23 protein-coding genes and 1 pseudogene are annotated in these 24,483 nt (G+C 64.0%); 2 read left to right on the plus strand and 22 right to left on the minus strand.

Features of this window, described 5'->3' with window-relative positions; all coding sequences use genetic code 11:
- The 4 genes and pseudogenes from HDG32_RS22200 to HDG32_RS22215 all read right to left on the minus strand — a co-directional run.
- Nucleotides 1-452 (minus strand): annotated as a pseudogene (locus tag HDG32_RS22200) (electron transfer flavoprotein subunit beta/FixA family protein); the annotation flags it as partial.
- A 235-nt stretch (nucleotides 453-687) separates the two neighbouring features.
- A complete protein-coding gene (locus tag HDG32_RS22205; protein WP_184070706.1) occupies nucleotides 688-1,485 on the minus strand; it encodes a MetQ/NlpA family ABC transporter substrate-binding protein in 798 nt (265 codons plus the stop codon).
- A gap of 48 nt (nucleotides 1,486-1,533) precedes the next feature.
- Nucleotides 1,534-2,187 carry a methionine ABC transporter permease gene (locus HDG32_RS22210; protein WP_184070708.1) on the minus strand — a complete coding sequence of 218 codons (654 nt, stop codon included), beginning with the start codon at nucleotides 2,185-2,187 and terminating at the stop codon, nucleotides 1,534-1,536.
- On the minus strand, nucleotides 2,177-3,211 hold the full coding sequence (locus HDG32_RS22215; protein WP_184070710.1) for a methionine ABC transporter ATP-binding protein: 1,035 nt from the start codon (nucleotides 3,209-3,211) through the stop codon (nucleotides 2,177-2,179). Before HDG32_RS22215 ends, HDG32_RS22210 begins: the two co-directional genes overlap by 11 nt.
- A gap of 239 nt (nucleotides 3,212-3,450) precedes the next feature.
- Here HDG32_RS22215 and HDG32_RS22220 point away from each other — a divergent pair, with 239 nt between their 5' ends.
- Nucleotides 3,451-4,356 (plus strand): alpha/beta hydrolase, encoded by a 906-nt coding sequence (locus tag HDG32_RS22220; RefSeq protein ID WP_090801301.1) that lies wholly within the window; start codon nucleotides 3,451-3,453, stop codon nucleotides 4,354-4,356.
- 27 nt (nucleotides 4,357-4,383) lie between these two features.
- Here HDG32_RS22220 and HDG32_RS22225 read toward each other — a convergent pair whose 3' ends face one another.
- A complete protein-coding gene (locus HDG32_RS22225; protein WP_184070712.1) occupies nucleotides 4,384-5,193 on the minus strand; it encodes an enoyl-CoA hydratase in 810 nt (269 codons plus the stop codon).
- A 79-nt stretch (nucleotides 5,194-5,272) separates the two neighbouring features.
- Nucleotides 5,273-6,196: a histone deacetylase family protein gene (locus HDG32_RS22230; RefSeq protein ID WP_090801305.1), complete on the minus strand. Its 924-nt coding sequence runs from the start codon at nucleotides 6,194-6,196 to the stop codon at nucleotides 5,273-5,275.
- Nucleotides 6,197-6,530: 334 nt separating this feature from the next.
- On the opposite strand from HDG32_RS22230, the gene mltB reads away from it, so the two are divergent.
- On the plus strand, nucleotides 6,531-7,709 hold the full coding sequence (mltB, locus tag HDG32_RS22235) for a lytic murein transglycosylase B (RefSeq protein WP_184070714.1): 1,179 nt from the start codon (nucleotides 6,531-6,533) through the stop codon (nucleotides 7,707-7,709).
- Between the two features lie 113 nt (nucleotides 7,710-7,822).
- Here the strand turns inward: mltB and cysM are convergent, their stop codons facing one another.
- The 16 genes from cysM to HDG32_RS22310 form a co-directional block, all read right to left on the minus strand.
- The gene (gene cysM, locus HDG32_RS22240; RefSeq protein ID WP_184070716.1) at nucleotides 7,823-8,725 is read right to left on the minus strand and encodes a cysteine synthase CysM; all 903 of its coding nucleotides are present in this window, start codon (nucleotides 8,723-8,725) and stop codon (nucleotides 7,823-7,825) included.
- 238 nt (nucleotides 8,726-8,963) lie between these two features.
- On the minus strand, nucleotides 8,964-9,338 hold the full coding sequence (locus HDG32_RS22245) for a helix-hairpin-helix domain-containing protein (protein WP_184070718.1): 375 nt from the start codon (nucleotides 9,336-9,338) through the stop codon (nucleotides 8,964-8,966).
- 78 nt (nucleotides 9,339-9,416) lie between these two features.
- Nucleotides 9,417-10,409 (minus strand): ADP-glyceromanno-heptose 6-epimerase, encoded by a 993-nt coding sequence (rfaD, locus tag HDG32_RS22250; RefSeq protein WP_184011054.1) that lies wholly within the window; start codon nucleotides 10,407-10,409, stop codon nucleotides 9,417-9,419.
- An 85-nt stretch (nucleotides 10,410-10,494) separates the two neighbouring features.
- Nucleotides 10,495-11,502, minus strand: coding sequence for a D-glycero-beta-D-manno-heptose-7-phosphate kinase (rfaE1, locus tag HDG32_RS22255; RefSeq protein ID WP_090801312.1), 1,008 nt, complete (start codon nucleotides 11,500-11,502; stop codon nucleotides 10,495-10,497).
- Nucleotides 11,468-12,871 (minus strand): UDP-glucose/GDP-mannose dehydrogenase family protein, encoded by a 1,404-nt coding sequence (locus HDG32_RS22260; RefSeq protein WP_090801314.1) that lies wholly within the window; start codon nucleotides 12,869-12,871, stop codon nucleotides 11,468-11,470. Before HDG32_RS22260 ends, rfaE1 begins: the two co-directional genes overlap by 35 nt.
- 126 nt (nucleotides 12,872-12,997) lie before the next feature.
- Nucleotides 12,998-14,173, minus strand: coding sequence for a lipopolysaccharide assembly protein LapB (lapB, locus tag HDG32_RS22265; protein WP_184070720.1), 1,176 nt, complete (start codon nucleotides 14,171-14,173; stop codon nucleotides 12,998-13,000).
- Nucleotides 14,174-14,243: 70 nt separating this feature from the next.
- Nucleotides 14,244-14,537, minus strand: coding sequence for a lipopolysaccharide assembly LapA domain-containing protein (locus HDG32_RS22270; RefSeq protein WP_013090140.1), 294 nt, complete (start codon nucleotides 14,535-14,537; stop codon nucleotides 14,244-14,246).
- 298 nt (nucleotides 14,538-14,835) lie between these two features.
- A complete protein-coding gene (locus HDG32_RS22275) occupies nucleotides 14,836-15,159 on the minus strand; it encodes an integration host factor subunit beta (protein WP_006050255.1) in 324 nt (107 codons plus the stop codon).
- Between the two features lie 21 nt (nucleotides 15,160-15,180).
- The gene (rpsA, locus tag HDG32_RS22280; protein WP_008921410.1) at nucleotides 15,181-16,914 is read right to left on the minus strand and encodes a 30S ribosomal protein S1; all 1,734 of its coding nucleotides are present in this window, start codon (nucleotides 16,912-16,914) and stop codon (nucleotides 15,181-15,183) included.
- A 164-nt stretch (nucleotides 16,915-17,078) separates the two neighbouring features.
- Nucleotides 17,079-17,765: a (d)CMP kinase gene (cmk, locus tag HDG32_RS22285; RefSeq protein WP_184070721.1), complete on the minus strand. Its 687-nt coding sequence runs from the start codon at nucleotides 17,763-17,765 to the stop codon at nucleotides 17,079-17,081.
- 47 nt (nucleotides 17,766-17,812) lie between these two features.
- On the minus strand, nucleotides 17,813-19,117 hold the full coding sequence (gene aroA / locus HDG32_RS36585) for a 3-phosphoshikimate 1-carboxyvinyltransferase (protein WP_260336553.1): 1,305 nt from the start codon (nucleotides 19,115-19,117) through the stop codon (nucleotides 17,813-17,815).
- Between the two features lie 18 nt (nucleotides 19,118-19,135).
- Nucleotides 19,136-20,077, minus strand: a complete 942-nt coding sequence (locus HDG32_RS36590) for a prephenate dehydrogenase/arogenate dehydrogenase family protein (protein WP_311540334.1) — start codon at nucleotides 20,075-20,077, stop codon at nucleotides 19,136-19,138.
- Between the two features lie 62 nt (nucleotides 20,078-20,139).
- On the minus strand, nucleotides 20,140-21,261 hold the full coding sequence (gene hisC / locus HDG32_RS22295; protein ID WP_184070723.1) for a histidinol-phosphate transaminase: 1,122 nt from the start codon (nucleotides 21,259-21,261) through the stop codon (nucleotides 20,140-20,142).
- A gap of 81 nt (nucleotides 21,262-21,342) precedes the next feature.
- Nucleotides 21,343-22,422 carry a prephenate dehydratase gene (gene pheA, locus HDG32_RS22300; RefSeq protein WP_018421374.1) on the minus strand — a complete coding sequence of 360 codons (1,080 nt, stop codon included), beginning with the start codon at nucleotides 22,420-22,422 and terminating at the stop codon, nucleotides 21,343-21,345.
- A 63-nt stretch (nucleotides 22,423-22,485) separates the two neighbouring features.
- Complete coding sequence (serC, locus tag HDG32_RS22305) at nucleotides 22,486-23,568, minus strand: 3-phosphoserine/phosphohydroxythreonine transaminase (protein WP_184070725.1); 1,083 nt, start codon at nucleotides 23,566-23,568, stop codon at nucleotides 22,486-22,488.
- Nucleotides 23,569-23,774: 206 nt separating this feature from the next.
- Entirely contained in the window at nucleotides 23,775-24,380 is a 606-nt protein-coding gene (locus HDG32_RS22310) for a DUF2059 domain-containing protein (RefSeq protein ID WP_184027684.1), read from the minus strand.
- Between the last annotated feature and the right edge of the window lie 103 nt (nucleotides 24,381-24,483).

The following is a 24,483-nucleotide window of genomic DNA, read 5'->3' on the forward strand; positions in this document are numbered from 1 at the left end:
CCGTCCGCCACGACAAGCTTCGACGCGAACGTCGCCTGCGGCAGATTCGCGAGCGCGGCGAGCATCTGGCCGGTCTGGTTGGAGTCGTCGTCGATCGCCTGTTTGCCGAGGATCACCAGTTGCGGCTGCTCCTTGTCGACGAGCGCCTTGAGCAGCTTCGCGACGGCGAGCGGCTGCAGGTCTTCACCAGATTCGATCAGGATCGCGCGATCCGCGCCGATGGCGAGCGCCGTGCGCAGCGTTTCCTGCGCCTGCGCAACACCGGCCGACACGGCGATCACTTCGGTCGCGACGCCCGCTTCCTTCAGACGCACGGCTTCTTCAACCGCGATTTCGTCGAACGGGTTCATCGACATTTTCACGTTCGCGATATCGACGCCCGTACCGTCCGATTTCACGCGGACCTTCACGTTGTAGTCGACCACTCTTTTCACTGGCACCAGAATTTTCATGCACACGCTCCAAAGTTACGAATACGTCAACCCGATGAACATTATAGCGACTGCCCTCATGACAGCCGTGTCGCGGGCGCTTTGCGGGAGGATATCGCTCCTCAGCGGCGTGCCGGCAATACCGAACGATCGTTCTATTTTAATCTCCAAAAAACCCGGGAGACAACCCCGGGTTCCGACTCAGACCTCTAATTTCGCATTGCCGTCGTGTTCTGCGAGGTCCGCGGGCGTTGCATCACCAGGAGGTGATCACCGAGCCGCCGAATTTGCTGTCGACGAACTGCTTCACTTCCGGCGAGTGGTACGCCGCGACGAGCTTCGCGACCCACGGCTTGTTCTTGTCCGCTTCGCGAATCGCGATCACGTTTACGTAGGGACCTTTCCGGTCCTCGATCGCGATAGCGTCCTGCGTTGGCTTGAGGCCCGCTTCCATCGCGAAGTTGGTGTTGATCGCGGCGGCATCGACATCGCCCAGCGAACGCGGAATCTGCGCCGCGTCAAGCTCGACGATCTTTAGTTTCTTCGGATTGTCGACGATGTCGAGCGGCGTCGCCTTCAGGCCCGCCTCGGCGCGCAGCTTCAGCAAGCCCTGCTTCTGCAGCAACAGCAGCGCGCGGCCGCCGTTGGTCGGGTCGTTCGGCACGGCGATCTTCGCGCCCGGCTGCAGTTCGGCGAGCGACTTCACCTTCTTCGAGTAGATACCCATCGGGTACGTGACCGTATCGGCGATACGGATCAGCTTGTAGCCGCGATCCTTCACCTGCGCCTGCAAGTACGGGCCGTGCTGGTAGCTGTTCGCGTCCAGATCGCCGCCCGCGAGCGCCGCGTTCGGCTGCACGTAGTCGGAGAATTCGACGATCCTGATGTTCAGGCCGTTCTTCGCGGCGACCGTCTTCACGACGTCCATGATCTGCGCGTGCGGGCCGCCGGTGACACCAACCTTGATCGTGTCTTCGGCATGCGCCGCGGTGGTGGCGAAGAGCGTTGCCGCGCCGAATGCGGCGGCCAGCTTGAGAATGAAGCGACGTTGCATGATGGACCTTTTCCGAATCTTTATTAGCGGGCTTCCGAACGCCCTTGTTTATTTGTGGCTCAGACGACGCACGAGCCAATCCCCAAACGACTGCACCAGTTGCACGAACACGATCAGTATCAGCACGACCGCGAGCATCACTTCCGGCAGGAAGCGCTGATAGCCGTAGCGGATGCCGAGGTCGCCAAGACCGCCGCCGCCGATCGCGCCGGCCATCGCCGAATAGCCGACCAGCGACACGAACGTGATCGTCAACCCGGCGACCACCCCCGGCAGCGATTCCGGCAACAGCACCTTGAAGACGATCTGGCTGGTGGTCGCGCCCATCGCCTGGGCCGCCTCGATGAGCCCGCGATCGACCTCGCGCAGTGCCGTTTCGACCAGGCGCGCGATGAACGGCGCCGCGGCGATCGTCAGCGGCACGATCGCGGCCGCGGTGCCGATTGACGAACCGACGACAAGTCGCGTAAACGGAATCACCGCGACCAGCAGGATGATGAACGGCGTCGAGCGCACCGCGTTGACGATCACGCCCATCACGCGATTCAACGCGACGTTTTCGAGCACGCCCTGGCGGTTGGTCAAATACAGCAGCACGCCGAGCGGCACGCCGACCACAGCGCCAATCAGTCCGGAGACGCCCACCATGATGAGCGTCTCCCAGAACGACTGGACGAACATATCGAACATTTCACTCAACATGCGAGAGCTCCTCCACTACGACACCCTGCTCGCGCAGAAACGTGATCGCCTGCGCGACCTTGGCCGGATCGCCGCCCGCGAGTACCGCGAGCGAGCCGAACGCCTGCCCCTGGATTTCGTCGATCTGGCCGTGCAGGATGTTGAAGTCGAGCTCGTAGCGGCGAATCGTCTCCGACAGGATCGGCTGATCGACGCCCGAACCGGTGAACGCGAGGCGCAGCAGATGGCCGCTGCCGGTCTTCAACCGCTGCGCGACGCGCGCCTTCATGGCGGGCGGCAGCTCCTGCGCGATCACGTCGCCGATCAGCGCGCGCGTGACTTCGTGGTGCGGCTGCAGGAACACGTCGATCACCCTGCCCTCTTCGACGACGCGGCCCGCGTCGAGCACCGCGACGCGATCGCAGACCTGCTTGATCACGTCCATCTGGTGAGTGATCAGCACGATCGTCAGGTTCAGTTCGCGGTTGATGCGCTTGAGCAGATCGAGGATCGCGCGGGTGGTTTCGGGGTCGAGCGCGGAGGTGGCCTCGTCCGACAGCAGCACCTTCGGCTTGCTCGCGAGCGCACGCGCGATGCCCACGCGCTGCTTCTGCCCGCCGCTGATCTGCGCCGGATAGCGGTCCTTCTGCGCCGACAGACCGACGAGCTCGAGCAGCGGCAGCACGTTCGCCTCGATCTCGTCGCGCTTCATGCCGGCCAGTTCGAGCGGCAGCGCGACGTTCTCGTACACGGTGCGCGACGACAACAGATTGAAGTGCTGGAAGATCATGCCGATCTCGCGACGCGCGTCGCGCAGTTGCGCGGCGGGCAGCGTCGTCAGATCGCGGCAGTTGACGAGGATGTTGCCCTCGGATGGGCGCGTCAGCAGGTTGATCGTGCGCACGAGCGTGCTCTTGCCCGCGCCGCTGCGGCCGATGATGCCGAACACCTCGCCCGCCGGAATCGTCAGATTGACGTTGTGCAGCGCCTCGACCCACCCCCGGGATCCGGCAAACCGCTGGGAAACATTGCGTATTTCGATCATGGACAAACAAAAACGGCGGAGGCTGCCGGCGAGCATCGTGCTCCCGACAAGCGGCCGCCGTTTCTTTTATTGGGATTTGAGGTCGTCATTCTACCGCAGCGACGACATGCCCTTTAATAATCAATTTCGATCTTTTCATAACCTGCGGGCATTAGAGCCGCGCCTTATGCACGAAGCTCACGCGCTTCGCGCCGCTACGACTATGATCGGGCCACTCACCTTCAGCACAGGCCGCCGCCATGCAGACTTCTCCGAGCCACACCGTGCGCGCGAGCGCCGGCAGTCTCAATAAAGATGCGCCGCAGCGCGGGTCGGTGACGACCGGCGATGGCATCGAATTGCCGCTGTATCGCTGGCGGCCGAACGGGCCCATACGCGCGACGGTCGCGCTGCTGCACGGCCTCGCCGAGCACGCCGGCCGTTACGCCGCCGTTGCGGGCCGGCTCAACGCGGCGGGCATCGAACTCGTCGCGATCGATCTGCGCGGCCACGGCCACGCGCCCGGCAAGCGCGCCTATGTGAAACGCTTCGACGACTACCTGCTCGATGCGCAGGCGCTGCTCGACGCCGCCGCGCAAAGCTGTGCGCCGTTATTCCTGATGGGTCACAGCATGGGTGGCGCGGTGGCGGCGCTGTATGCGATAGAGCGCCTCGACGCGAGCGGGCGGCGCCTCGCCGGCCTGATCCTGTCGAGCCCCGCGCTCGCGCCGGGCCGCGACGTGCCGAAGTGGATGCTCGCGCTAAGCCAGGTGATCAGCCGCGTCTACCCAACCTTCCCGGCGATGAAGATCGACCCTGCGCTGCTCTCGCGCCTTCAGCCGGTGGTCAAAGCCAACCTCAACGATCCGCTCGTGCATCACGACGCGATTCCGGCGCGCACGGGCGCCGAGCTGCTGCTCGCGATGGCGCGCATCGAACGCGGACGCGCGAGGCTGCGCATGCCGCTGCTCGTGTTTCATGGCACCGACGACAAAGTGACCGAGCCCGACGGCAGCCGCGCGTTCGGCGAGCACGCGGGCTCGCCGGACAAGACGCTCACGCTGCACGAGGGTAGCTACCACGAGACGATGAACGACCTCGATCGCGATCGGGTGATCGAGGCGTTGGTCGAGTGGATCGAAAGGCGGGCGGTGGGACCGAGTTGACAAGACGCGGCGCTTGCTGGCCGTCGACTACCGCTTCCACTTCGGCGCGCGTTTGTCGATGAAAGCCTGCACGCCTTCGAGCGCCGAGTCGTCCATCATGTTGCAGGCCATCGTCTGCCCCGCGAGCTGGTACGCGGCTTCGATACCCATTTCGAGCTGCCGGTAGAACAGGCCCTTGCCCGCGCTGACAGCTTCGACCGGCTTCGCGCAGATGCTCGCGGCGAGCCGCGCGACTTCGTCGTCGAGCGCATCGGCTGGGGCGACGCGGTTCACGAGCCCCTGCTTGCGCGCTTCGGCGGCGTCGATGAAATCTCCGGTCAGCAGCATTTCTAGCGCGGCCTTGCGCGACAGGTTGCGCGACAGCGGCACCGACGGTGTCGCGCAGAACAATCCGAGGTTCACGCCCGATACGGCGAAGCGTGCGGTATCGGCGGCGACCGCGAGATCGCACATTGCGACCAGCTGGCAGCCGGCGGCGGTCGCGATGCCATGCACGCGCGCGATCACCGGCTGCGGCATGCGCTGGATCGTCAGCATCAGCTTCGTGCAGCGCGCGAACAGTTGCTGGTAATAAGCAAGCGATGGCGCCGCGCGCATTTCCTTCAGGTCGTGCCCCGCGCAGAACGCGCGGCCAGCGCCGGCGATCACGACCACGCGGGCATCGGTCTTCGCGATCCCGGTCAGCGTCTGCTGCAGTCCGTCGAGCAACGCTTCGGACAGCGCGTTGAACGCATCGGGCCGATTCATCGTCACGTGCACGACGCCCGCTACGCGATACGCGTCGTGTTCGATCGTGACCAGCGACGCGTCGCCGGTGCTGGCGGGACTGGCGTTCATGGCTCGCTCCTCGGTACGTGAATGTCGATTTTCGCTCGCTGGCTTTCGAGCCACTGTCGCCGCGTGCAGTCCGGCAACCTCAGATCTCCGCCAGCGACCGCACGTGCGCGACCACGCTGCGCCCGAGCGCCGACAGGTTGTAGCCGCCCTCGAGACAACTGACGATGCGCCCACGCGCATAACGCCGCGCGATCTCGCGCATCTGGTCGGTGATCCACGCGTAATCGTCTTCGACGAGGCCCATGTTGCCGAGGTCGTCCTCGCGATGCGCGTCGAAGCCGGCCGAGATGAACAGCATCTCCGGCCTGAATTCGTGCAGGCGCGGCAACCACAGCATATCGACCGCTTCGCGCACGGCCATGCCGTTCGAACGCGCCGGCATCGGCACGTTGCACATGTTGGACGCCTGGTTGTCGGCGCCCGTGAACGGATAGAACGGGTGCTGGAAGATACTGCACATCAGCACGCGCGGGTCGCCCGAGAACGCGGCCTCGGTGCCGTTGCCGTGATGCACGTCGAAGTCGATGATGGCGACGCGCGCGAGACCATGCACGTCGAGCGCGTGGCGCGCGGCGATCGCGATGTTGTTGAAAAAGCAGAAGCCCATCGCACGCGCCGGCTCCGCGTGATGGCCCGGCGGCCGCACGCTGCAGAACGCGTTGTCGTAGCGGCCTTCGATCACCGCGTCGGTGGCGGCGACCGCCGCGCCCGCCGCGCGCAGCGCGGCCTGCCACGTGTGCGGATTCATCGTCGTGTCGGGATCGATCTCGGCGACGCCCTCGACGGGCGAGCGACCGCGGATGTAGTCGACGTGCGCCTGCGTGTGCACTCGCAGCAGCGCGGCCTCGTCGACGAGCGGCGGCGATTCGCGCTCGATCAGCGCGTCGATGCGGCTTGCGATCAGTTGATCCTCGATCGCCTGCAGGCGCGCGGGACACTCGGGGTGCCACTGCCCCATGTCGTGCAGCAGACAGTCGGGGTGGGAATAGAAGCCTGTTGCCATAGTTCGTGTTGTGCGTCTCTTCTACGGCGCGACGCATGAACTGCGCGCGCGGCGTGTCTCCGTCGAGCGGCGCGCGCCCCCGCGCGCCTCCATTCGTCAAGTTACCACACGACGCCGCTGTCGCCGATTCAGCACGGTTTTGCGGGAGTCGTCGGATATACTTCCCCGACCCGTTATTCGCCGTTTCGTTCCTGCCGCTTTCCGACTGCTTCCAGCCTTTCACGCATCGCGCTCACTGCTCACCATGACCGTCAAGCTTGCTCTGTCCGCAGGATCCCCACGCCACCGGCTTCGCCTCGGCACCCACGCCGCCTCACTGATCGTCGCATCGTGCATGTTCATCGCAGCAAGTCCCGCGAGCGCGCAAAGCGCCACGAGGAAAGCGCCGGTGCAACTCGCGCAAAGCCAGCCGCAGCAGCCGGTACCGCAAGGACAGACGTTCGAGGAAGAGATCATTCCGCAGCGCTATGCGCACAACGCGAACGTCGATGCGTTCATCAACGAGATGGTCGCGCGCTACGATTTCGACGAAGCGTCGCTGCACGCGCTGTTCACCGGCGTCAGCTACTCGGCGACCGCAGTGAAGCTGGTCACCCCGTCATCGACGCCGTCGGTCAAGAACTGGCGCTCGTATCAGGCGCGCTTCCTCGACCCGGTGCGCGTCAATGCCGGCGTGCAGTTCTGGCGCGAGAACCGGGCCACGCTGCAGCGCGCGTATCAGGAGTTCGGCGTGCCGCCGGAGATGATCGTCGGCATCATCGGCGTCGAGACGATCTACGGTCGCTACATGGGTGATTTCCGCGTGCTCGATGCGCTGACCACGCTGAGCTTCGATTATCCGAACACCGCGAATCGCGCGGACCGCCAGGCGACCTTCCGCAAGAATCTCGAAGACTACCTGGTGTGGACGCGCGACGCGCAAATCGACCCGAACACGGTGCTCGGCTCGTACACCGGCGCGATCGGCATTCCGCAGTTCCTGCCGAGCAGCATCGTCCAATACGCGGTCGACTACGAAGGCAACAAGCGCATCGATCTGCGCACGAGCGATGCGGATGCGATCGGCAGCGTCGCGAATTATCTGCGCCAGAACGGCTGGGAAAGCGGCCGGCCGGTGGTATGGCGAATCGGCTCGGACGCGGGCAGCCTCGGTGTCGCGCAGGCCGCGGCCAATGGGCAGCCGGAGCCGCACTGGCCGCTCGACCAGTTGCTGCGTGCCGGCCTCGTGCTGAACGAGCCGAACGTCGACATTGCTTCCGAAGCGGGCACCCCGGTCACGGTGGTCGATCTGCCGACACCGGGACGCGGCACCGAGTTCGTGCTCGGCCTGAAGAATTTCTACGTGCTCACGCGCTACAACCGCAGCTTCTTCTATGCGCTCGCGGTGTATCAGCTGGGTCAGAAGGTCAAGGCGCAGATGCAAGCGATCGACGCGGCGAATGCCGCAAAAGCGGCCAACAACGGCAGCGCGTCGCAAGGCCAGGCGGATCAGTCGAACTCAGATTCGCAGTGAGTCACACCGCGAGTCGCCGCGGGCGCCTCGCGTTGAAAGACGCAAAAAAAAGCGCCGGCTCGACCGGCGCTTTTTATTAACTCGTGTGCCCGCGAAGGCGCCCGGCGACCCGCTTACGCTGGAAATACCCCCGTGGACAGATAACGGTCGCCGCGATCGCAGACGATGAACACGATCGTCGCGTTCTCGACCTGACGCGCGATGCGCAGCGCGACTTCGCACGCGCCACCCGACGAAATGCCCGCGAAGATGCCTTCGACCGACGCCAGGCGGCGCGCCATCGCCTCGGCCGCGGATTGGCTGACGTTCTCCACGCGGTCGACGCGGCTGCGGTCGAAGATTTTCGGCAGATACGCTTCCGGCCATTTGCGAATACCCGGAATACGCGAGCCCTCTTCCGGCTGCGCGCCGATGATTTCGATCTGCTCGTTCTGCGTTTTCAGATACGTCGACACGCCCATGATCGTGCCGGTCGTGCCCATCGACGACACGAAGTGCGTGATGCGCCCTTCCGTGTCGCGCCAGATTTCCGGGCCCGTGCCTTCGATGTGCGAAGCCGGATTGTCCGGATTCGCGAACTGATCGAGGATGATGCCCTTGCCTTCGCGCTGCATCTGCTCGGCGAGATCGCGCGCGTACTCCATGCCGCCTTTGACAGGCGTCAGGATGATTTCCGCGCCGTAAGCGGCCATGCTCTGGCGGCGCTCGACCGACAGATCTTCCGGCATGATCAGCACCATCTTGTAGCCGCGGACTGCGGCGGCCATCGCGAGCGCGATGCCGGTGTTGCCGCTCGTCGATTCGATCAGCGTGTCGCCCGGCTTGATGCGTCCGCGCGCTTCGGCCTTCTTGATCATGGACAACGCCGGCCGGTCTTTCACCGACCCCGCTGGATTGTTGCCCTCGAGCTTCGCGAGGATCACATTGTTGCGGCTACGGATCTCGTCGTCGGGAAGCCGGACGAGTTGTACGAGCGGCGTATTGCCGACCGTGTCTTCAATCGTTTGGTATGCCATATGGGGTCTAGCGATCGATGCGCGAAAGAGTGTCTTCAATCCATCGATTCTAAACCACGATCTCCGGCGCTGCCCTGCAGCCCTTCTGTCCGCATGGATGCATGGCGGTTGCTACGCAAAAAGCCCGCGGCTGCGAGCCGCGGGAAAACGTGTGTACCAATCGATGCAATGGAACGTTCGCGAACCCTACGCGCCGCAAGCCGCTCGTCAGCATGGCACGCGCACGGCTCGCGGCCGCTTACTTCTTCACCGCCACTGCGGCGGCGCCCTTCTGCGTGGCGGCGGACGCGGCCGTAGCGGCCGGCTCCTTGCCCGCCGCAGTTGCCGCAACCTGCGTGCTAGCAGCCGCGCCAGCCGGTCCGACAGCGAGACCCTCCGCCTGCAGGCGCTCGATGGTGTGCCCGCCCATGCCCTTGACGCGCTTGCCGAAATCCGCCGCGTCCTTGAACGGGCCGTGCGCATTACGTTCCTCGACAATCGCTTTGGCTTTTGCCGGACCGATGCCCTTGATGCCGCGCAGCGCGTCTTCGTTAGCCGTATTGACGTCGACCGCCGCATACGCGTGGCCGAAAGCGGCGAGCATCGCCGCGGTAACCAGTACTTTTCGAAACATATTGGAATCTCCCTGTTGCCACTGGCCGGCGACCATCACCGGCCAGGAGATTCCAGTTTAAAGAGGATGACGTACGAATCACACCTGGCCGAACAGCCAACGCACGTAACGATCGACACCTTCCTGCACGCTCAGAAACGGCGCGTCGTAGCCGGCCGTGCGCAGTTTCGACTGATCGGCCTGCGTGAAGCACTGGTACTTGCCGCGCAGCGCGTCGGGGAACGGAATGTATTCGATCAGCCCGCGTTGCACCTGATCCGCGAGCGACAGCGCCGGCTCGTTGTTCAGCGCGCGCAGCGTGTTGACCACGGTGCTCGCGATATCGTTGAACGGCTGCGCGCGGCCGGTGCCGAGATTGAAAATGCCTGACTTCTCCGGATGATCGAAGAAGAACAGGTTGACCTTGACGACGTCTTCGACCGAGATGAAATCGCGCGTCTGCTCGCCGGCCGCATAGCCGTTGTACTCGCCGAACAGCTTGACCTTGCCCTCGGCGCGGAACTGGTTGAAGTTGTGAAACGCGACCGACGCCATGCGCGCCTTGTGCGTTTCGCGCGGACCGTAGACGTTGAAATAACGGAAGCCCACGATCTGGCTCTTCGCGGTGGGCAGCACGCGGCGAATCACCTGATCGAACAGGAACTTCGAATAGCCGTACACGTTCAGCGGCTGCTCGACCTCGCGCTCCTCGACGAAGCGGCTCGAGCCGCCATACGTCGCCGCCGACGACGCGTACAGGAACTGGACGTTCTGCGCGAGGCAGATGTCCAGCACGTCGCGGCTATAGCGGTAGTTGTTGTCCATCATGTAGCGGCCGTCGGTTTCCATCGTGTCCGAGCAGGCGCCTTCGTGGAATATCGCGCGCACCTTGCCGAAGTCGCCGCGCCTGAAGCGCTCGACGAATTCGGTTTTGTCGAGATAGTCGTCGATTTCGCAGTCGACCAGATTCCTGAACTTGTCCGCACGCGTGAGGTTATCGACGGCGATGATGCGCTGTTCGCCGCGCTCGTTGAGCGCCTTCACGAGATTGCTGCCGATAAAACCGGCCGCGCCGGTGACGATGACGGTCATGGTGATCCTGCGGTAGTGAGCTTCGTTCAGTCAACGCCGCGCGGGGTCCGCTGGTCCGTCGGACGACGGCGCCCCGCGGGCTGCATCAGGAAAAGAGTTCGTCGTAGTCGACGGTGGCGGTGCCCAGTTTGCCGACCACGATGCCGGCCGCGCGATTCGCGAGTCCCACCGCGTCAACGAGCGAAAGACCCGCGCCGAGCATCGCGGCGAGTGTCGCGATCACGGTGTCGCCCGCGCCCGACACATCATACACTTCGCGCGCAACGGCCGACGCGTGCAGGATGCCATCGTCGGAGAACAGCGTCATGCCCTCCTCCGAGCGCGTCAGCAGCAGCGCCTTGAACTGGAGCTCGGCGCGCAGCTTCGTGACGCGCGCGATCAGATCTTCCTCGGACTTCCACTGTCCGACGACCTCGCGCAATTCCGCGCGATTCGGCGTGATCAGCGTCGCGCCGCGATAGCGCTCCCAGTCGTCGCCCTTCGGATCGACGAGCACCGGTTTGCCGGCCGCGTGCGCCTTCGCGATCATTTGCGTGACGTGCGTGAGGCCGCCCTTCGCGTAGTCGGACATCAGGATCACGTCGTACGATGGCAGCAGCTCGTCGAAACGCGCGAGGCCCGCGAGCAGCACCTCGTGTGCCGGCGAGTTTTCGAAATCGACGCGCAGCAACTGTTGCTGACGCGACAGCACGCGCAGCTTGATCGTCGTCAGCAAGGCCGGATCGCGTTCCAGATGCGGCGTGACGCCGCTTTCGCCGAGCAGCTGCACGATGCGCTCGCCGGGCTCGTCATGACCGACCACGCACAAAAGACCCGCCTGCGCGCTGAGCGCGACCGCGTTGCGCGCGACGTTCGCCGCGCCGCCCAGCCGATCTTCCTGGCGCTGCACGTGCACGACCGGCACGGGCGCCTCCGGAGAAATGCGGTTGACGTCGCCGAACCAGTATCGGTCGAGCATCACGTCGCCGACCACCAGCACGCGCGCCGCGTTGAGCTGCGCGCGCGGCACGACCGTGAGCTTCTGCGCCGTCGTGGACGCGGGCGCCGCGGGCATGGCCTCAGGCATCGACCGGAAGTTCAGAGGGTTGGGCATAGGGGCGTCCAATGGCGTGGTAGTCGATACCGAGCTCGGTCATCGCGTCCGGTTCGTACAGGTTGCGGCCGTCGAAAATCAGCGGTGTCTTCAGCACCGATTTCAGATGCACGAAATCAGGACTCTTGAACTCCTTCCATTCGGTCACGATCACGAGTGCGTCGGCGCCGATCAGCGTTTCGTCCTGAGTGCTCGTGAACGTGAGACGCGCCAGCTGCTCCGGCGCAGCGTGCAGATCCATCGCGAAGACGCGACGCGCCTCGGTCACGGCGACCGGATCGTACGCACGCACGTTCGCGCCGCGCGCAAGCAACTCGCCGATCACGCGACGGCTCGGCGCCTCGCGCATGTCGTCGGTATTCGGCTTGAACGCGAGACCCCACACCGCGAACGCGCGGCCGCTCAAATCCTCGCCGAGCTTCGCGGTGATCTTGTTCACGAGCACGTCCTTCTGCTGGTAGTTCACTTCCTCGACCGCCTCGAGAATCCGCAGGTTGTGGCCGCTCTCGCTCGCGGTGCGAATCAACGCCTGCACGTCCTTCGGGAAGCACGAGCCGCCATAGCCGCAGCCCGCATACAGGAAGTGATAGCCGATGCGCGGATCGGAACCGATGCCGCGGCGCACCGCTTCGATGTCGGCGCCGACCTTGTCCGCGAGATTCGACATCTCGTTCATGAACGAGATGCGCGTCGCGAGCATCGCGTTGGCCGCGTACTTGGTGAACTCGGCCGAGCGAACGTCCATGTACAGCGTGCGTTCGTGATTGCGGTTGAACGGCGCGTACAGACGCTTCATCATTTCGCGCGCCCGCACGCCCGGTTCGTCTTCGTCGATACCGATCACGATACGGTCGGGGCGCATGAAGTCGTCGACGGCCGCACCTTCCTTCAGGAACTCCGGATTCGACACGACCGAGAAGCGATGCTGCGCGCTGCCGGCGAGCCCGCGTTTCGCGAGCTCTTCATTGATCACCGCGCGCACGCGCTGCGCGGTGCCGACCGGCACCGTCGATTTGTCGACGATCACCTTGAAACCATTCATCGTGCGGCCGATGTTGCGCGCGGCCTCGAGCACATATTGCAGATCGGCGGAGCCGTCTTCGTCGGGCGGCGTGCCGACCGCGATGAACTGCACGTCGCCGTGCGCGACGCTCGCGGCGACATCGGTCGAGAACGTGATGCGGCCAGCCGCGCGCGTGCGGGCGATCATCTCCTGCAAGCCCGGTTCGTGAATCGGCACGCCGCCTTTGTTGAGGATGTCGATCTTGCGCTGATCGACGTCGAGACAGAAGACGTCATTGCCGATTTCGGCGAGACAGGCGCCGGTGACAAGGCCCACATAGCCGGTGCCGATAATGGTGATTTTCATACGCTTTCCGGTGGAAGGTTCCGGTAATGAATGCCGCTCATGAGGCCGGCGATAAACTCGTTGCGAAATTCGCGGAGCGGTTGCGTCGCAATGAACGCCGACGCGGCCAAAGCCGCCCGTGCGGCGTCAACTCGACGCGGTAATCGGCTCGACGCGGCGCGGTGCATAGGTTTCCCAACCGCTGCATCCGGGGCACTGCCAGTAGAAAAGCCGCGCCCGGAAACCACAAGTCTGGCACGTATAGCGTGGCAGATTCTTGGTGCGCTGGCGGATCAGTGTGTGCATCAGTTCGAGCTCGCTGCGCCGCGGCTCTTCGGCGACGGCCTGCTGCGCTTCGAGCAGACGCGTCATGCCGGCCAGATTCGGCGACTTCTGCATCTGCGTGCGCGCGAGCGCATGCGCGGCATCGGCGCCGCGCAGCGACGCGACGTACTGATACGCGACGTCGAGCAGATCGTTGCTCGGATGACGGTCGACCCACGTGGTCAGCAGATCGGCGCCCTCCTGCGCGCGGCCAAGCGCTTCATACGCCTTCATGATTTTCTCGGCGACGAGCGGCAGATACGCGGGGTTCTGCTCCTCGACGCCGCGCCATTGACCGATCGCCGCTTCGGACGCGCCGCCGGCCGCGTCGACGTCGCCGAACAGGATCGTCGCGCGCACGTTGGTCGGGTTCGCCTTCAGCGCGAGACCGAGCTGATGACGCGCTTCGTCCGGTTTCTTCTGCTGCAGCGCTTCCTGAGCAAGTTCGCAATGGAACTGCGCGATTTCCTTCTCGAGCGATGGCGCGCCCATCGTTTCGAGATGTCGCGCGGTATCGATCGACTTGACCCAGTCCTTCTCGATCTCGTAGATCGTCAACAGCGCGCGTTGAGCGCCGAGTGCGTAATCGCCCGCCTGCAGCGAGCGGAAGGTTTCCTCGGCACGGTCGAGCAGACCCGCTTTCAGGAAGTCCTGGCCGAGTTCGTACAGCGCGTGATCGCGCTCACTGACAGGCAGGTCCGCGCGGCTCAGCAGATTTTGATGCACGCGGATCGCTCGATCCGTTTCGCCGCGCCGGCGGAACAGATTGCCGAGCGCGAAATGCAATTCGACCGTTTCAGGGTCGAGCTTGACGACCTCGATGAATGCGTCGATCGCCTGGTCGGGCTGCTCGTTGAGCAGGAAGTTCAGGCCGCGAAAATAGGACCGCGGCAGGTTCGCGCTCTCGGACAGCAGCGTCTTGAGGTCGTAGCGCGCCGCCATCCAGCCGAACGCGAATGCGACGGGTATGACCAGCAGCCACCAGAAGTCTAGATCCATGCGATTAATGCAAATGTGCGGGAAAGCGAAAAACGAAAAGCCGCGCTCAGAGCGCGCGGCGCAACGGAGTTCAGATCAGCGGCGGCATCGGCGGCTGCTCGACGACGGCTGGAGTTTCGCGCGCCACGCGCAACTCGCGCCTGAGCCGGCCATTCTCCATGCGCAGACGTACGACGGCCGGCATCGCCGACACGAGCCCCGCGAGCAAGCCGATCACGAAAAACGCGAGACCGATCAAAATCAGAGGCGCCGACCAGACGTAGCCGGCGAGGAAATTCAGCGTAGCGGGTTGCGTGTTGGAGAGCGCCAGCACCAGCAGCAGCACGAACACCAGCACACGGATCAGCCAGACGATAAATTTCATGAATAGATCTCTTGACGGCAGTTGCGGGGTGACGCCGGCTCGATGACGCGTCGCGCCACGGTGTTGCCCGCGCCGAAGTGACCCGTATTGTAATGGATGACCTCGGGGCTGGGCAGCAAGTGGCGGGATGGCGCACTGACGGGTGATTCGCGAAATGCAAAGGCCGCACCGGAAGGCGCCCTCTTCTCAAACGATGGTCGAAAAAAAAGCGCCCGAAGGCGCTTTTCCTGGTCTTTTGCCGACTGGCTTTGGCCGCTGACGCTAGCTATGCCACGCTGCAAGACGCACAGCGGACTCATTAAAGGTCGTCATCCGGCTCTTCGGCCTTCAGCGGCTCGCCCGCGCGACGATCCACCCGCTCGCGCAATTCCTTGCCTGGCTTGAAGTGCGGTACGTACTTCTCAGGTACCAGCACCTTCTCGCCCGACTTCGGATTGCGTCCAACGCGGGAGGGACGGCGGTTGAGCCCGAAGCTGCCGAAGCCTCGAATTTCGATGCGATGACCTTTGGCAAGTGCCTCCGACATCGCATCGAGCATCGTCTTCACCGCGAAATCCGCATCCTTGAGAACAAGTTGCGGAAACCGCGTAGCCAGCTGGGCGACCAATTCCGATTTGGTCATACTGCAGCAGACCTCTCAGGCTTACTGGTTCTGGCCGTCGAGCTTGGCCTTCAGCAGCGCGCCGAGGTTCGTCGTGCCGGTAGCGGCTGCGCTCGAATCCGAAGCAGCGAGACCGCGGATGGCTTCCTGCTGCTCAGCCGAATCCTTCGCCTTGATCGACAGGTTGATGCCACGCGACTTGCGATCGATGTTGATGATCATCGCGTTGACCTTGTCGCCTTCCTTCAGCACGTTGCGAGCGTCTTCCACGCGGTCCTGGGCGATTTCCGAAGCACGCAGGTAGCCTTCGACTTCACCCGACAGCTGGACCACAGCACCCTTCGCGTCCACCGACTTGACAGTACCGTCGACGACCGAACCCTTGTCGTTCATTGCAACGTAGTTGCTGAACGGGTCGCCTTCGAGCTGCTTGATACCCAGCGAAATACGTTCCTTCTCGACGTCGATGCCGAGAACGATCGCTTCCACTTCGTCGCCCTTCTTGTACTTGCGAACGGCTTCCTCGCCGGTTTCGCTCCACGACAGATCCGACAGGTGAACCAGACCGTCGATGCCGCCCGGCAGACCGATGAACACGCCGAAGTCGGTGATCGACTTGATGGCGCCGCTGATCTTGTCGCCCTTCTTGAAGTTGCGGCTGAAGTCGTCCCACGGGTTCGGCTTGCACTGCTTCATGCCGAGGCTGATACGACGGCGGTCTTCGTCGATTTCGAGAACCATGACTTCGACTTCGTCGCCCAATTGGACAACCTTCGACGGAGCAACGTTCTTGTTGGTCCAGTCCATTTCCGACACGTGGACGAGGCCTTCGATGCCCGATTCCACTTCGACGAATGCGCCGTAGTCGGTGATGTTGGTGACCTTACCGAACAGACGCGTGCCCGACGGGTAACGGCGCGAGATGCCTTCCCACGGATCGTCGCCCAGTTGCTTGATACCGAGCGAAACGCGGTTCTTTTCCTGGTCGAACTTGAGGATCTTCGCGGTGACTTCCTGGCCAACCGACAGAACTTCGCTCGGGTGACGCACACGACGCCAAGCGATGTCCGTGATGTGCAGCAGGCCGTCGATACCGCCGAGGTCCACGAACGCGCCGTAGTCGGTGATGTTCTTGACCACGCCTTCGACGATCGCGCCTTCCTTCAGCGTTTCGAGCAGCTTCGCGCGCTCTTCGCCTTGCGTTGCCTCGATGACAGCGCGGCGCGACAGCACGACGTTGTTACGCTTGCGGTCGAGCTTGATGACGCGGAATTCGAGCGTCTTGCCTTCGTACGGGGTGGTGTCCTTGACCGGACGCGTATCAACCAGCGAACCCGGCAGGAACGCGCGAATGCCGTTGACCATCACGGTCATACCGCCCTTGACCTTGCCCGTGATCGTGCCGGTTACGAGTTCGTTGTTGTCCAGCGCCTTTTCCAGCGACAGCCACGAAGCCAGACGCTTCGCCTTGTCACGCGACAGGATGGTGTCGCCATAGCCGTTTTCCAGCGCGTCGATCGCGACGGAAACGAAGTCGCCCGCCTGCACTTCTACCTCGCCCGCGTCGTTCAGGAACTCTTCGAGCGGGATGTAGGCTTCGGACTTCAGACCAGCGTTCACGACCACGAAGTTGTGGTCGACACGCACGACTTCCGCGGAGATCACTTCGCCAGCGCGCATGTCCTGCTTGGTCAGCGACTCTTCGAACAGAGCCGCAAAAGATTCGGTATTCGGGGTAGAGGTTTGCAGGTCGGACATAAAAATCAGAGTTTGCATGGTCTTCGCAACGCCTGGCTCACCGGACTGGTCAGCAACTGCGGCAAATACGCGAACGCCACGCGGGGTTAAAGGGTTAAAAAAACAACGCTTCGCGACCATCGCGAAGCACCTACCAACAACAGGACTGCCGCTGTCTGGCCACTACCGCATGACCGTTTCATTTACGCATGCGGGACCAGCGCTTCATACCATTGCACCACCTGCTCGACCGCCTGGTCGACCGACAATGCGGAGGTATCAAGCAGTTTTGCATCCGCCGCGGGCTTGAGCGGCGCGGCCGCGCGCTGACTGTCACGCTCGTCGCGCTCACGCAAATCCCGGAGCAAGTCATCTATATTAGCAGAAAATCCTTTTTGGATCAATTGCTTATGCCGGCGCGTCGCGCGGGCCTCGACGCTCGCCGTCATGAACACCTTCAGCACGGCATCCTGAAAGATCACGGTGCCCATGTCGCGCCCGTCGGCGACGAGCCCCGGCTCCTTGCGAAACGCCCGCTGACGCGCCACCAGCGCGGTTCGCACCGGCGCGTGAACGGCGATCGCCGAGGCGCGGCTGCCCACTTCCTCGGCACGAATTTCGGTCGATACATCGACGCCGTCGAGCTGCGCGAGCCCCTCGCGAAACGTGATATGAAGGTCGTCGATCAGTTTGACAAGTGCGTCGACGTCGTCCGCCGCGATGCCGTAGCGCAGGCTCGCGAGTGCCGCGAGCCTGTAGAGCGCGCCGCTGTCGAGCAGGTGAAAGCCGAGGTTGGCGGCCACCATCGCGGCCACAGTGCCTTTGCCGGAGGCGCTGGGGCCGTCGATCGTAATGACGGGCGTCTGGTGAAAGGGACGGATCGGTTTCATCTAAAAATGTCGCACATCGGGCGATTCGCACGCGAATCTGGATTGCATCAGGGTTGCGCGAGCGCCGTGAAGCGCTCGAAATAATCGGGGAACGTCTTGCCGACGCACTTCGGGTCATTGATGCGGATCGGCACACCGCCCAAGCTCACGAGCGAGAAGCACATCGCCATACGGTGGTCGTCGTAGGTGTCGATCGCGGCATTCGGGATGAGCTTTTCGGGCGGCGTGACGACGAGGAAATCCTCGCCCTCCTGCACCTTCGCGCCGACCTTGCGCAGCTCGGTCGCCATCGCGGCGATGCGGTCGGTTTCCTTGACGCGCCAGCTTGCGATGTTGCGCAGCGTGGTCGTGCCGTCCGCGAACAGCGCGGCGACCGCGATCGTCATCGCCGCGTCGGGGATCAGGTTGAAGTCCATGTCGATCGGATCGAGCTTGCCATGGTCGTTGCCGACGCCGCGCACTTCGATCCAGTCCTCGCCCATCTGCAGGTTCGCGCCCATCTTGATCAGCGCATCGGCAAAGCCGACGTCACCCTGGATGCTCGCGCGGCCCACCCCTTCCACTCTCAGCGGGCCGCCGCCGAGCGCTCCCGCGGCGAGGAAATACGACGCCGACGACGCATCCCCTTCCACCATGATCGCGCCTGGCGACTGATAACGCTGCCCGGCCGGCACCACGAACTGGTGCCAGCCGTGACGCTCGACGTCGATGCCGAAGCGCGCCATCAGCTTGATCGTGATCTCGATGTACGGCTTCGAGATCAGCTCGCCGTCGACCTGCAGGGTGGTGACGCCGCTTGCGGTGCGCAAGAGCGGCAGCGTCATCAGCAGCGAGGTCAGAAACTGGCTCGACACGTCGCCGCGCACGCGGATCGGCGCGTCGGCCGTGATCTGGGCGGGACGGATGCGTAGCGGCGGATAGCCTTCGTTCTGTTCGTAGTCGATCTTCGCGCCGATCTGGCGCAGGCCGTCGACGAGATCGCCGATCGGCCGCTCGTGCATGCGCGGCACGCCGTGGATCCGGTAGTCGCCGCCGTTCACGGAGAGGGCCGCGGTCAGCGGACGCACCGCCGTACCCGCGTTGCCGAGGAACAGGTCGGCCGTTCGCGCGGTGAACGCGCCGCGCGTGCCGGTCACGACGCAGGTGTCACCGTCGCGCTTCAGACGTACGCCAAGCTTTTCGAGCGCGGCGAGCATCACGCGGGTGTCATCGGAATCGAGCAGGTTCGTGATCGTCGTCTCGCCTTCGGCGAGCGCGGCGAGCAGCAGCACGCGGTTCGAGATGCTCTTCGAGCCGGGCAGACGAATCGTGCCGGACGCACGGGAAAAAGGTCCGAGATCGAGGAATTCCATGATGTGTCCAGTTTCCGGTTATTTGGACGCGTCGCTGGCGGCCACGCCAGCCGCGCGCTGCTCCTGCCACTGACTGCGCGCGACGCGCGAGCGCGCGAACACCGCTTCGAGCGCGGCGCCGTCGCCGGCCTCGATCGCCGTGCGCAGGCGCGCGAGCACCGCGGTATACGCGTCGAGTTCGTCGAGCAGCGCCGCGCGATTGGCGACGCAGACGTCGCGCCACATCTCCGGACTCGACGCGGCGATGCGCGTGAAGTCGCGGAATCCGCCCGCCGCGAATGAGAACTTCAAAGCGGCGTCGGGCGAACTGAGGATCTGTTCGACGAGCGCGAACGACAGCACGTGCGGTAGATGACTGACCGACGCGAACACGCGGTCGTGCTGCTGCGGCGTCATCTCGCGCACCAAGGCGCCGGTGGCGCGCCACATCGCCGCGACGCGCTCGACCGCTTCCGGCGCGTTCTCCGGCAGCGGGCACAGCACGACGTTGCGGTTCACGTACAGATCGGGCAACGCGGCGTCGACGCCGCTCGACTCGCGGCCGGCGATCGGATGGCCCGGCACGAACTGGCCGATCCGTGCACCGAGCGCCGCGCGCGCGGCGGCGACCACGTCGGACTTGGTGCTGCCCGCGTCGGTGACGATCGTGTTGGCGTCGAGATGCAGCGCGATGCGTTCGAGTAGCGGCTGTGTCTGCGCGACCGGCGCCGCGAGCAGCACGAAGTCCGCGCCCGCTAGCGCGTCGCGCAGCGCGGCGTCGTCGGTGAGCGCCGCGGCGCCGTCGATCACCCCGAGCGCCAACGCGCGCCCGCTCGACGCGGACGTCCGTCCCACCCCAACCACCGTGCGTGCCCCACCGGCCTCGCCGCGTTCACGCAACGCGCGCGCGAGCGATCCGCCGATCAGGCCGACACCGAAAATCACCAGCTTGTTAAAAGAAAACGCGGCCACGTCGCTCACACAATACGGACAATAAGCGCGCCGCTCCTGCCGGCCGACGCGCGGGATCAAGGAAGCAATGCTTACGCAGCGGCAGGCTCGGCAAGCGTCTTTTCGAGCGCCGCGAGGAACGCTCCGTTTTCCTCCGGCAGGCCGATCGTGATGCGTAGCCACTGCGGCAAACCGTAGTTGCCGACCGGTCGCACGATCACAGCCTGTTTCAGCAGCGCGAGATTCACCCGGGCGCCGGCTTCGTCGTCACCGCCGACGCGCACGAGCACGAAGTTACCTTCGGATGGCACGTATTCGAGACCGAGCTTGTCGAACGCCTCGGTCAGAAGCTTATAGCCCTGCGCGTTCAGCGCCGCGCTCTTTTCCAGAAATGCGCTGTCGTTCAGTGCCGCAATCGCCGCGGCCTGCGCGAGCGTATTGACGTTAAACGGCTGACGCAGTCGATTCAGCAGATCGGTCAAGCTGGGCTGCGCGATCGCGAAGCCGATACGCAGGCCCGCCAGGCCGAACGCCTTCGAGAAAGTGCGCGACACCAGCAGGTTCGGATAGCGGCGCACCCAGTCGATCGAGTTATAGCGCTTGTCCGCCGACAGATACTCGGTGTACGCCTCGTCGAGCACGACGACCACATGGCGCGGCAATTTGCCGAGAAACGCCTCGAGCGTCGGACCGTCGACGAACGTACCGGTCGGATTGTTCGGATTGGCGACGAACACGAGACGCGTGTCGTCGTCGATCGCGGCAAGCATCGCGTCGAGGTCGTGACCATAGTGCACGGCCGGCACGACGATCGCGCGCGCGCCGACGCCTTGCGTTGCGAGCGCATAGACCGCGAACGAATACTCCGAGAACACTACCGCCTGGCCCTTCTCGACGAACGCGTGCGCGGCGAGTTCGAGGATGTCATTGCTGCCGTTGCCGAGCGTGATCCACTCGGCCGGCACGCCGTAGCGCGCGGCGAGCGCCGCCTTCAGTTCGAAACCGTTCGAGTCCGGATAGCGGCCGAGGTCGGCGATCGCCTGCGCCATCGCGCGCTGCGCGGATTCCGGCATGCCGAGCGGATTCTCGTTCGATGCCAGCTTCACGATGCTCGCCTCGTCGAGACCAAACTCGCGGGCCACTTCCGAAATCGGCTTGCCGGCGATGTACGGCGCGATCGCACGCACATAGGAAGGGCCGAAAGACGCTGTCATGAAAATCTCCGAACGACGATGGATCGTGAAATATGCGTTCGGGCAGTGCACTTGGCGCCGCCCGGACTGCGCTGCCGGCCCTTACCGGGCGCGCGGATACGAGCCGAGTATTTTCAGGAACGCGGCCTTCTCGCCGAGCCCGGCGAGCGCGGCGGCCACGGCCGGGTCGTCGCGATGGCCTTCGACGTCGATATAGAAGTAGTACTCCCACGTGCCGACGCGCGCCGGGCGCGATTCGAAACGCGTCATCGACACGCCGTGGCGCGCCAGCGGCTCGAGCAGCTTGACCATCGCACCGGGTTCGTTCACGACCGACACAATCAGCGAGGTCTGGTCGTAGCCGCTCGGACCGGTCGGCTGCTTGCCGATCATGACGAAGCGTGTGCGGTTGTGCGGATCGTCCTGGATCAGCGCGTTGGTGACCTGCAGGCCGTAGTGGATCGCGGCGCGGTCGCCGGCGATGGCCGCGACGGTCGGATCTTCGGCTGCCATCCGTGCAGCTTCCGCGTTGCTCGACACCGCCTGGCGCTCGAGATGCGGCGCGTTGGTCGACAGCCAGCGCTGGCATTGCGCGAGCGCCTGGGCGTGCGCGCACACGCGCGTGACGCCGGCGAGCCCGTTTTGCGTGAGCAGGTTGTGATGAATCGGCAATGCGAGTTCGCCGCCGATGGTCAGCTGCGTTTGCAGCAGCAGATCCAGCGTGCGCGACACCGCGCCTTCGGTCGAATTCTCGACCGGCACGACCCCGTAGTCGGCGGCGCCCGCCTCGACCGAGCGGAACACTTCATCGATCGACGGGCACGGCAGCCCTTCGATCGACTGACCGAAGTACTCATGCATCGCCTGTTCGCTATAGGTGCCGACGGGCCCGAGGTACGCGGCCTTGATGGTCTTTTCGAGCGCGCGGCTTGCGGCCATGATCTCGCGCCAGATCGCGCTGATGTGTTCGTCCGCAAGCGGCCCCGCGCTCATCTCCTGCAGGCGCGCGATCACCTGCATCTCGCGCTCGGGTCGGAACACCGGTGCGTTGAAATGCTTCTTGACCTCCCCGACTTCGAGCGCGACCGACGCGCGCTGGTTCAGGAGCGCGATCAGCTGCGCGTCGAGCGCGTCGATGCGATCGCGCAGAGGTTTGAGTCGTGTATTGAGTTCGTCGTCCATGCGTAAAACGGCTTTGCCGGGTAAATGCTGGAAAAGATGCGCACGCCTGCCGGTCAGTGTGGCTCAGGCACTGCGCTGTTCGAATTCCTTCATGTATTCGACAAGCGCTTTGACGCCTTCGAGCGGGACGGCGTTATAAATCGACGCCCGCATGCCGCCGACGGACTTGTGGCCCTTTAGCTGCACCAATCCCCGCGCTTTCGCGCCGGACAGGAAATCTTCGTTGCGCGACTCGTCGGCGAGAAAGAACGGTACGTTCATCCGGGAGCGCGAGCCACGCTCGACCTTGTTCAGATAGAAGCTGCTCGAGTCGATCGTGTCGTACAGCAGCTTCGATTTTTCGAGGTTGCGTGCCTCCATCGCCAGGAGGCCGCCCTGCTTCTTCAACCACTTGAACACGAGCCCGGCGATATAGATCGCGTAGGTGGGCGGAGTGTTGTACATCGAATTGTTCTCGGCGACGGTCTTCCATTCGAACGCCGACGGGCAGATCGGCATCGCGCGATCGAGCATGTCCTCACGCACGATCACGACCGTCACGCCGGCCATGCCGATGTTCTTCTGCGCACCGCCGAATAGCACGCCGTATTTGGCGATGTCCATCGGGCGCGACAGGATATGCGACGACGCGTCCGCGACGAGCGGAGTATCGCCGAGGTCGGGAATCTCGAAGGTTTCGACGCCGTGAATGGTCTCGTTGGTGCACAAGTGCACGTAAGCCGGATCGTCCGACAGCTGCCATTCCGAGCGCGCCGGCGCGCGGGTGAAGCCCTCGGCTGTCTTGCCGGTCGCGGCGAGATGCACGCTGCCGTATTTCTGCGCTTCCTTGAACGATTTCTCCGACCACGAGCCGGTGATGACGAAATCCGCGCGCGGTTTCGAGCCGAGCAGGTTCATCGGCACGATCGCGTTTTCGCCGAGGCCGCCGCCCTGCAGAAACAGGATGCGGTGGCTTGCCGGCACCTGCAGCAACTCGCGCAGATCGGTCAGCGCTTCCTCGTGGATCAACATGAATTCCTTGCCGCGATGGCTCATTTCCATCACGCTCATACCACTGCCTTGCCAATTCAGCATCTCGTCGGCTGCCTGGCGCAGCACTTCTTCAGGCATGGCCGCCGGGCCGGCGGAGAAATTAAAGACGCGCATGTGAGGTCCTGGAAGCGGGCGCGAAATAACGAAGTCGCGCGGGAATCGGCGAAAAGAGCTGCGAAATGGCTCGCCGAAAAAGATAATGGCCGTCTGCGCCAGTGCGCAAACGACCATTATCGCATTGTCGCCGCCAACCCGCCACGCCGGGTGGCCCAGCGGGCGCGACGACAGGCCGGCTGATCAGCGCAGCCTGCGAGCGGAATTTACTTGGCAGCCGGCTTGACCGATGCGACTTCCTTGTCGGCCTGGTCACGCGTTGCCTTGATCGATTCCGGCATGTACTTCTGCATCAGACCGTTCACGACGTCGCGGCCAACCTGGTCTTGCACCTGGATGAACTTGCGACCGGTCGGGCTCTTGTAGAACGTGGTCAGATCCTTGATTTCCGACGTGCTGTAGTACTTCGCGTACGCGTCGTACTGAGATTGCATCGCGTCCTGACGGAAAGAGTCGGTCGCGAACACCTGGCCCGCGCTGTCCACCAGCTTCGGCACCGCGTTCTTTTGCAGCGTCGGCACGGCGGCCTGCTTCTGCTTGTCCGTCATCGTCTTGTTCTCGGTCAGCGCGTCCGACAGGATTGCCGGAACGAGCTGCTTGGCCTGCATCTGCGCGCTGTTGCCGATTGCGCCAACCAGCTTCTGCGCATCGATGGCGTCGAGCAGCTCCTTGATGGCAGCTTGCTTGGCCGGATCAACCGGTGCTGCTGCGGCAGCCGGAGCCGCAGGCGCCTGGTTCTGCAGCGCTTGAGCCATGGCGAAGGTCGGCACGATGGCAGCCAGCAACATCAGTTGTTTGAATCGTTTTTGCATCACTACTCCCTAAGAGAAATTAACTTGAACTGCACGCCACACGGGAAGCGTACCGGCCCGATACGCCGTGACCCGCAGCGTAGCTTCAACGTATTAACTGAGA

It is taken from the genome of Paraburkholderia sp. CI2 (assembly GCF_014201055.1).
Lineage (GTDB): Bacteria > Pseudomonadota > Gammaproteobacteria > Burkholderiales > Burkholderiaceae > Paraburkholderia > Paraburkholderia tuberum.

What these genes read in the sequence shown, in the direction of transcription:
- HDG32_RS22205 (WP_184070706.1), bottom strand. Translation starts at nt 1,485, where the DNA reads ATGCAACGTCGCTTCATTCTCAAGCTGGCCGCCGCATTCGGCGCGGCA.
- HDG32_RS22210 (WP_184070708.1), bottom strand. Translation starts at nt 2,187, where the DNA reads ATGTTGAGTGAAATGTTCGATATGTTCGTCCAGTCGTTCTGGGAGACG.
- HDG32_RS22215 (WP_184070710.1), bottom strand. Translation starts at nt 3,211, where the DNA reads ATGATCGAAATACGCAATGTTTCCCAGCGGTTTGCCGGATCCCGGGGG.
- HDG32_RS22220 (WP_090801301.1), top strand. Translation starts at nt 3,451, where the DNA reads ATGCAGACTTCTCCGAGCCACACCGTGCGCGCGAGCGCCGGCAGTCTC.
- HDG32_RS22225 (WP_184070712.1), bottom strand. Translation starts at nt 5,193, where the DNA reads ATGAACGCCAGTCCCGCCAGCACCGGCGACGCGTCGCTGGTCACGATC.
- HDG32_RS22230 (WP_090801305.1), bottom strand. Translation starts at nt 6,196, where the DNA reads ATGGCAACAGGCTTCTATTCCCACCCCGACTGTCTGCTGCACGACATG.
- mltB (WP_184070714.1), top strand. Translation starts at nt 6,531, where the DNA reads ATGTTCATCGCAGCAAGTCCCGCGAGCGCGCAAAGCGCCACGAGGAAA.
- cysM (WP_184070716.1), bottom strand. Translation starts at nt 8,725, where the DNA reads ATGGCATACCAAACGATTGAAGACACGGTCGGCAATACGCCGCTCGTA.
- HDG32_RS22245 (WP_184070718.1), bottom strand. Translation starts at nt 9,338, where the DNA reads ATGTTTCGAAAAGTACTGGTTACCGCGGCGATGCTCGCCGCTTTCGGC.
- rfaD (WP_184011054.1), bottom strand. Translation starts at nt 10,409, where the DNA reads ATGACCGTCATCGTCACCGGCGCGGCCGGTTTTATCGGCAGCAATCTC.
- rfaE1 (WP_090801312.1), bottom strand. Translation starts at nt 11,502, where the DNA reads ATGCCCAACCCTCTGAACTTCCGGTCGATGCCTGAGGCCATGCCCGCG.
- HDG32_RS22260 (WP_090801314.1), bottom strand. Translation starts at nt 12,871, where the DNA reads ATGAAAATCACCATTATCGGCACCGGCTATGTGGGCCTTGTCACCGGC.
- lapB (WP_184070720.1), bottom strand. Translation starts at nt 14,173, where the DNA reads ATGGATCTAGACTTCTGGTGGCTGCTGGTCATACCCGTCGCATTCGCG.
- HDG32_RS22270 (WP_013090140.1), bottom strand. Translation starts at nt 14,537, where the DNA reads ATGAAATTTATCGTCTGGCTGATCCGTGTGCTGGTGTTCGTGCTGCTG.
- HDG32_RS22275 (WP_006050255.1), bottom strand. Translation starts at nt 15,159, where the DNA reads ATGACCAAATCGGAATTGGTCGCCCAGCTGGCTACGCGGTTTCCGCAA.
- rpsA (WP_008921410.1), bottom strand. Translation starts at nt 16,914, where the DNA reads ATGCAAACTCTGATTTTTATGTCCGACCTGCAAACCTCTACCCCGAAT.
- cmk (WP_184070721.1), bottom strand. Translation starts at nt 17,765, where the DNA reads ATGAAACCGATCCGTCCCTTTCACCAGACGCCCGTCATTACGATCGAC.
- aroA (WP_260336553.1), bottom strand. Translation starts at nt 19,117, where the DNA reads ATGGAATTCCTCGATCTCGGACCTTTTTCCCGTGCGTCCGGCACGATT.
- hisC (WP_184070723.1), bottom strand. Translation starts at nt 21,261, where the DNA reads ATGACAGCGTCTTTCGGCCCTTCCTATGTGCGTGCGATCGCGCCGTAC.
- pheA (WP_018421374.1), bottom strand. Translation starts at nt 22,422, where the DNA reads ATGGACGACGAACTCAATACACGACTCAAACCTCTGCGCGATCGCATC.
- serC (WP_184070725.1), bottom strand. Translation starts at nt 23,568, where the DNA reads ATGCGCGTCTTTAATTTCTCCGCCGGCCCGGCGGCCATGCCTGAAGAA.
- HDG32_RS22310 (WP_184027684.1), bottom strand. Translation starts at nt 24,380, where the DNA reads ATGCAAAAACGATTCAAACAACTGATGTTGCTGGCTGCCATCGTGCCG.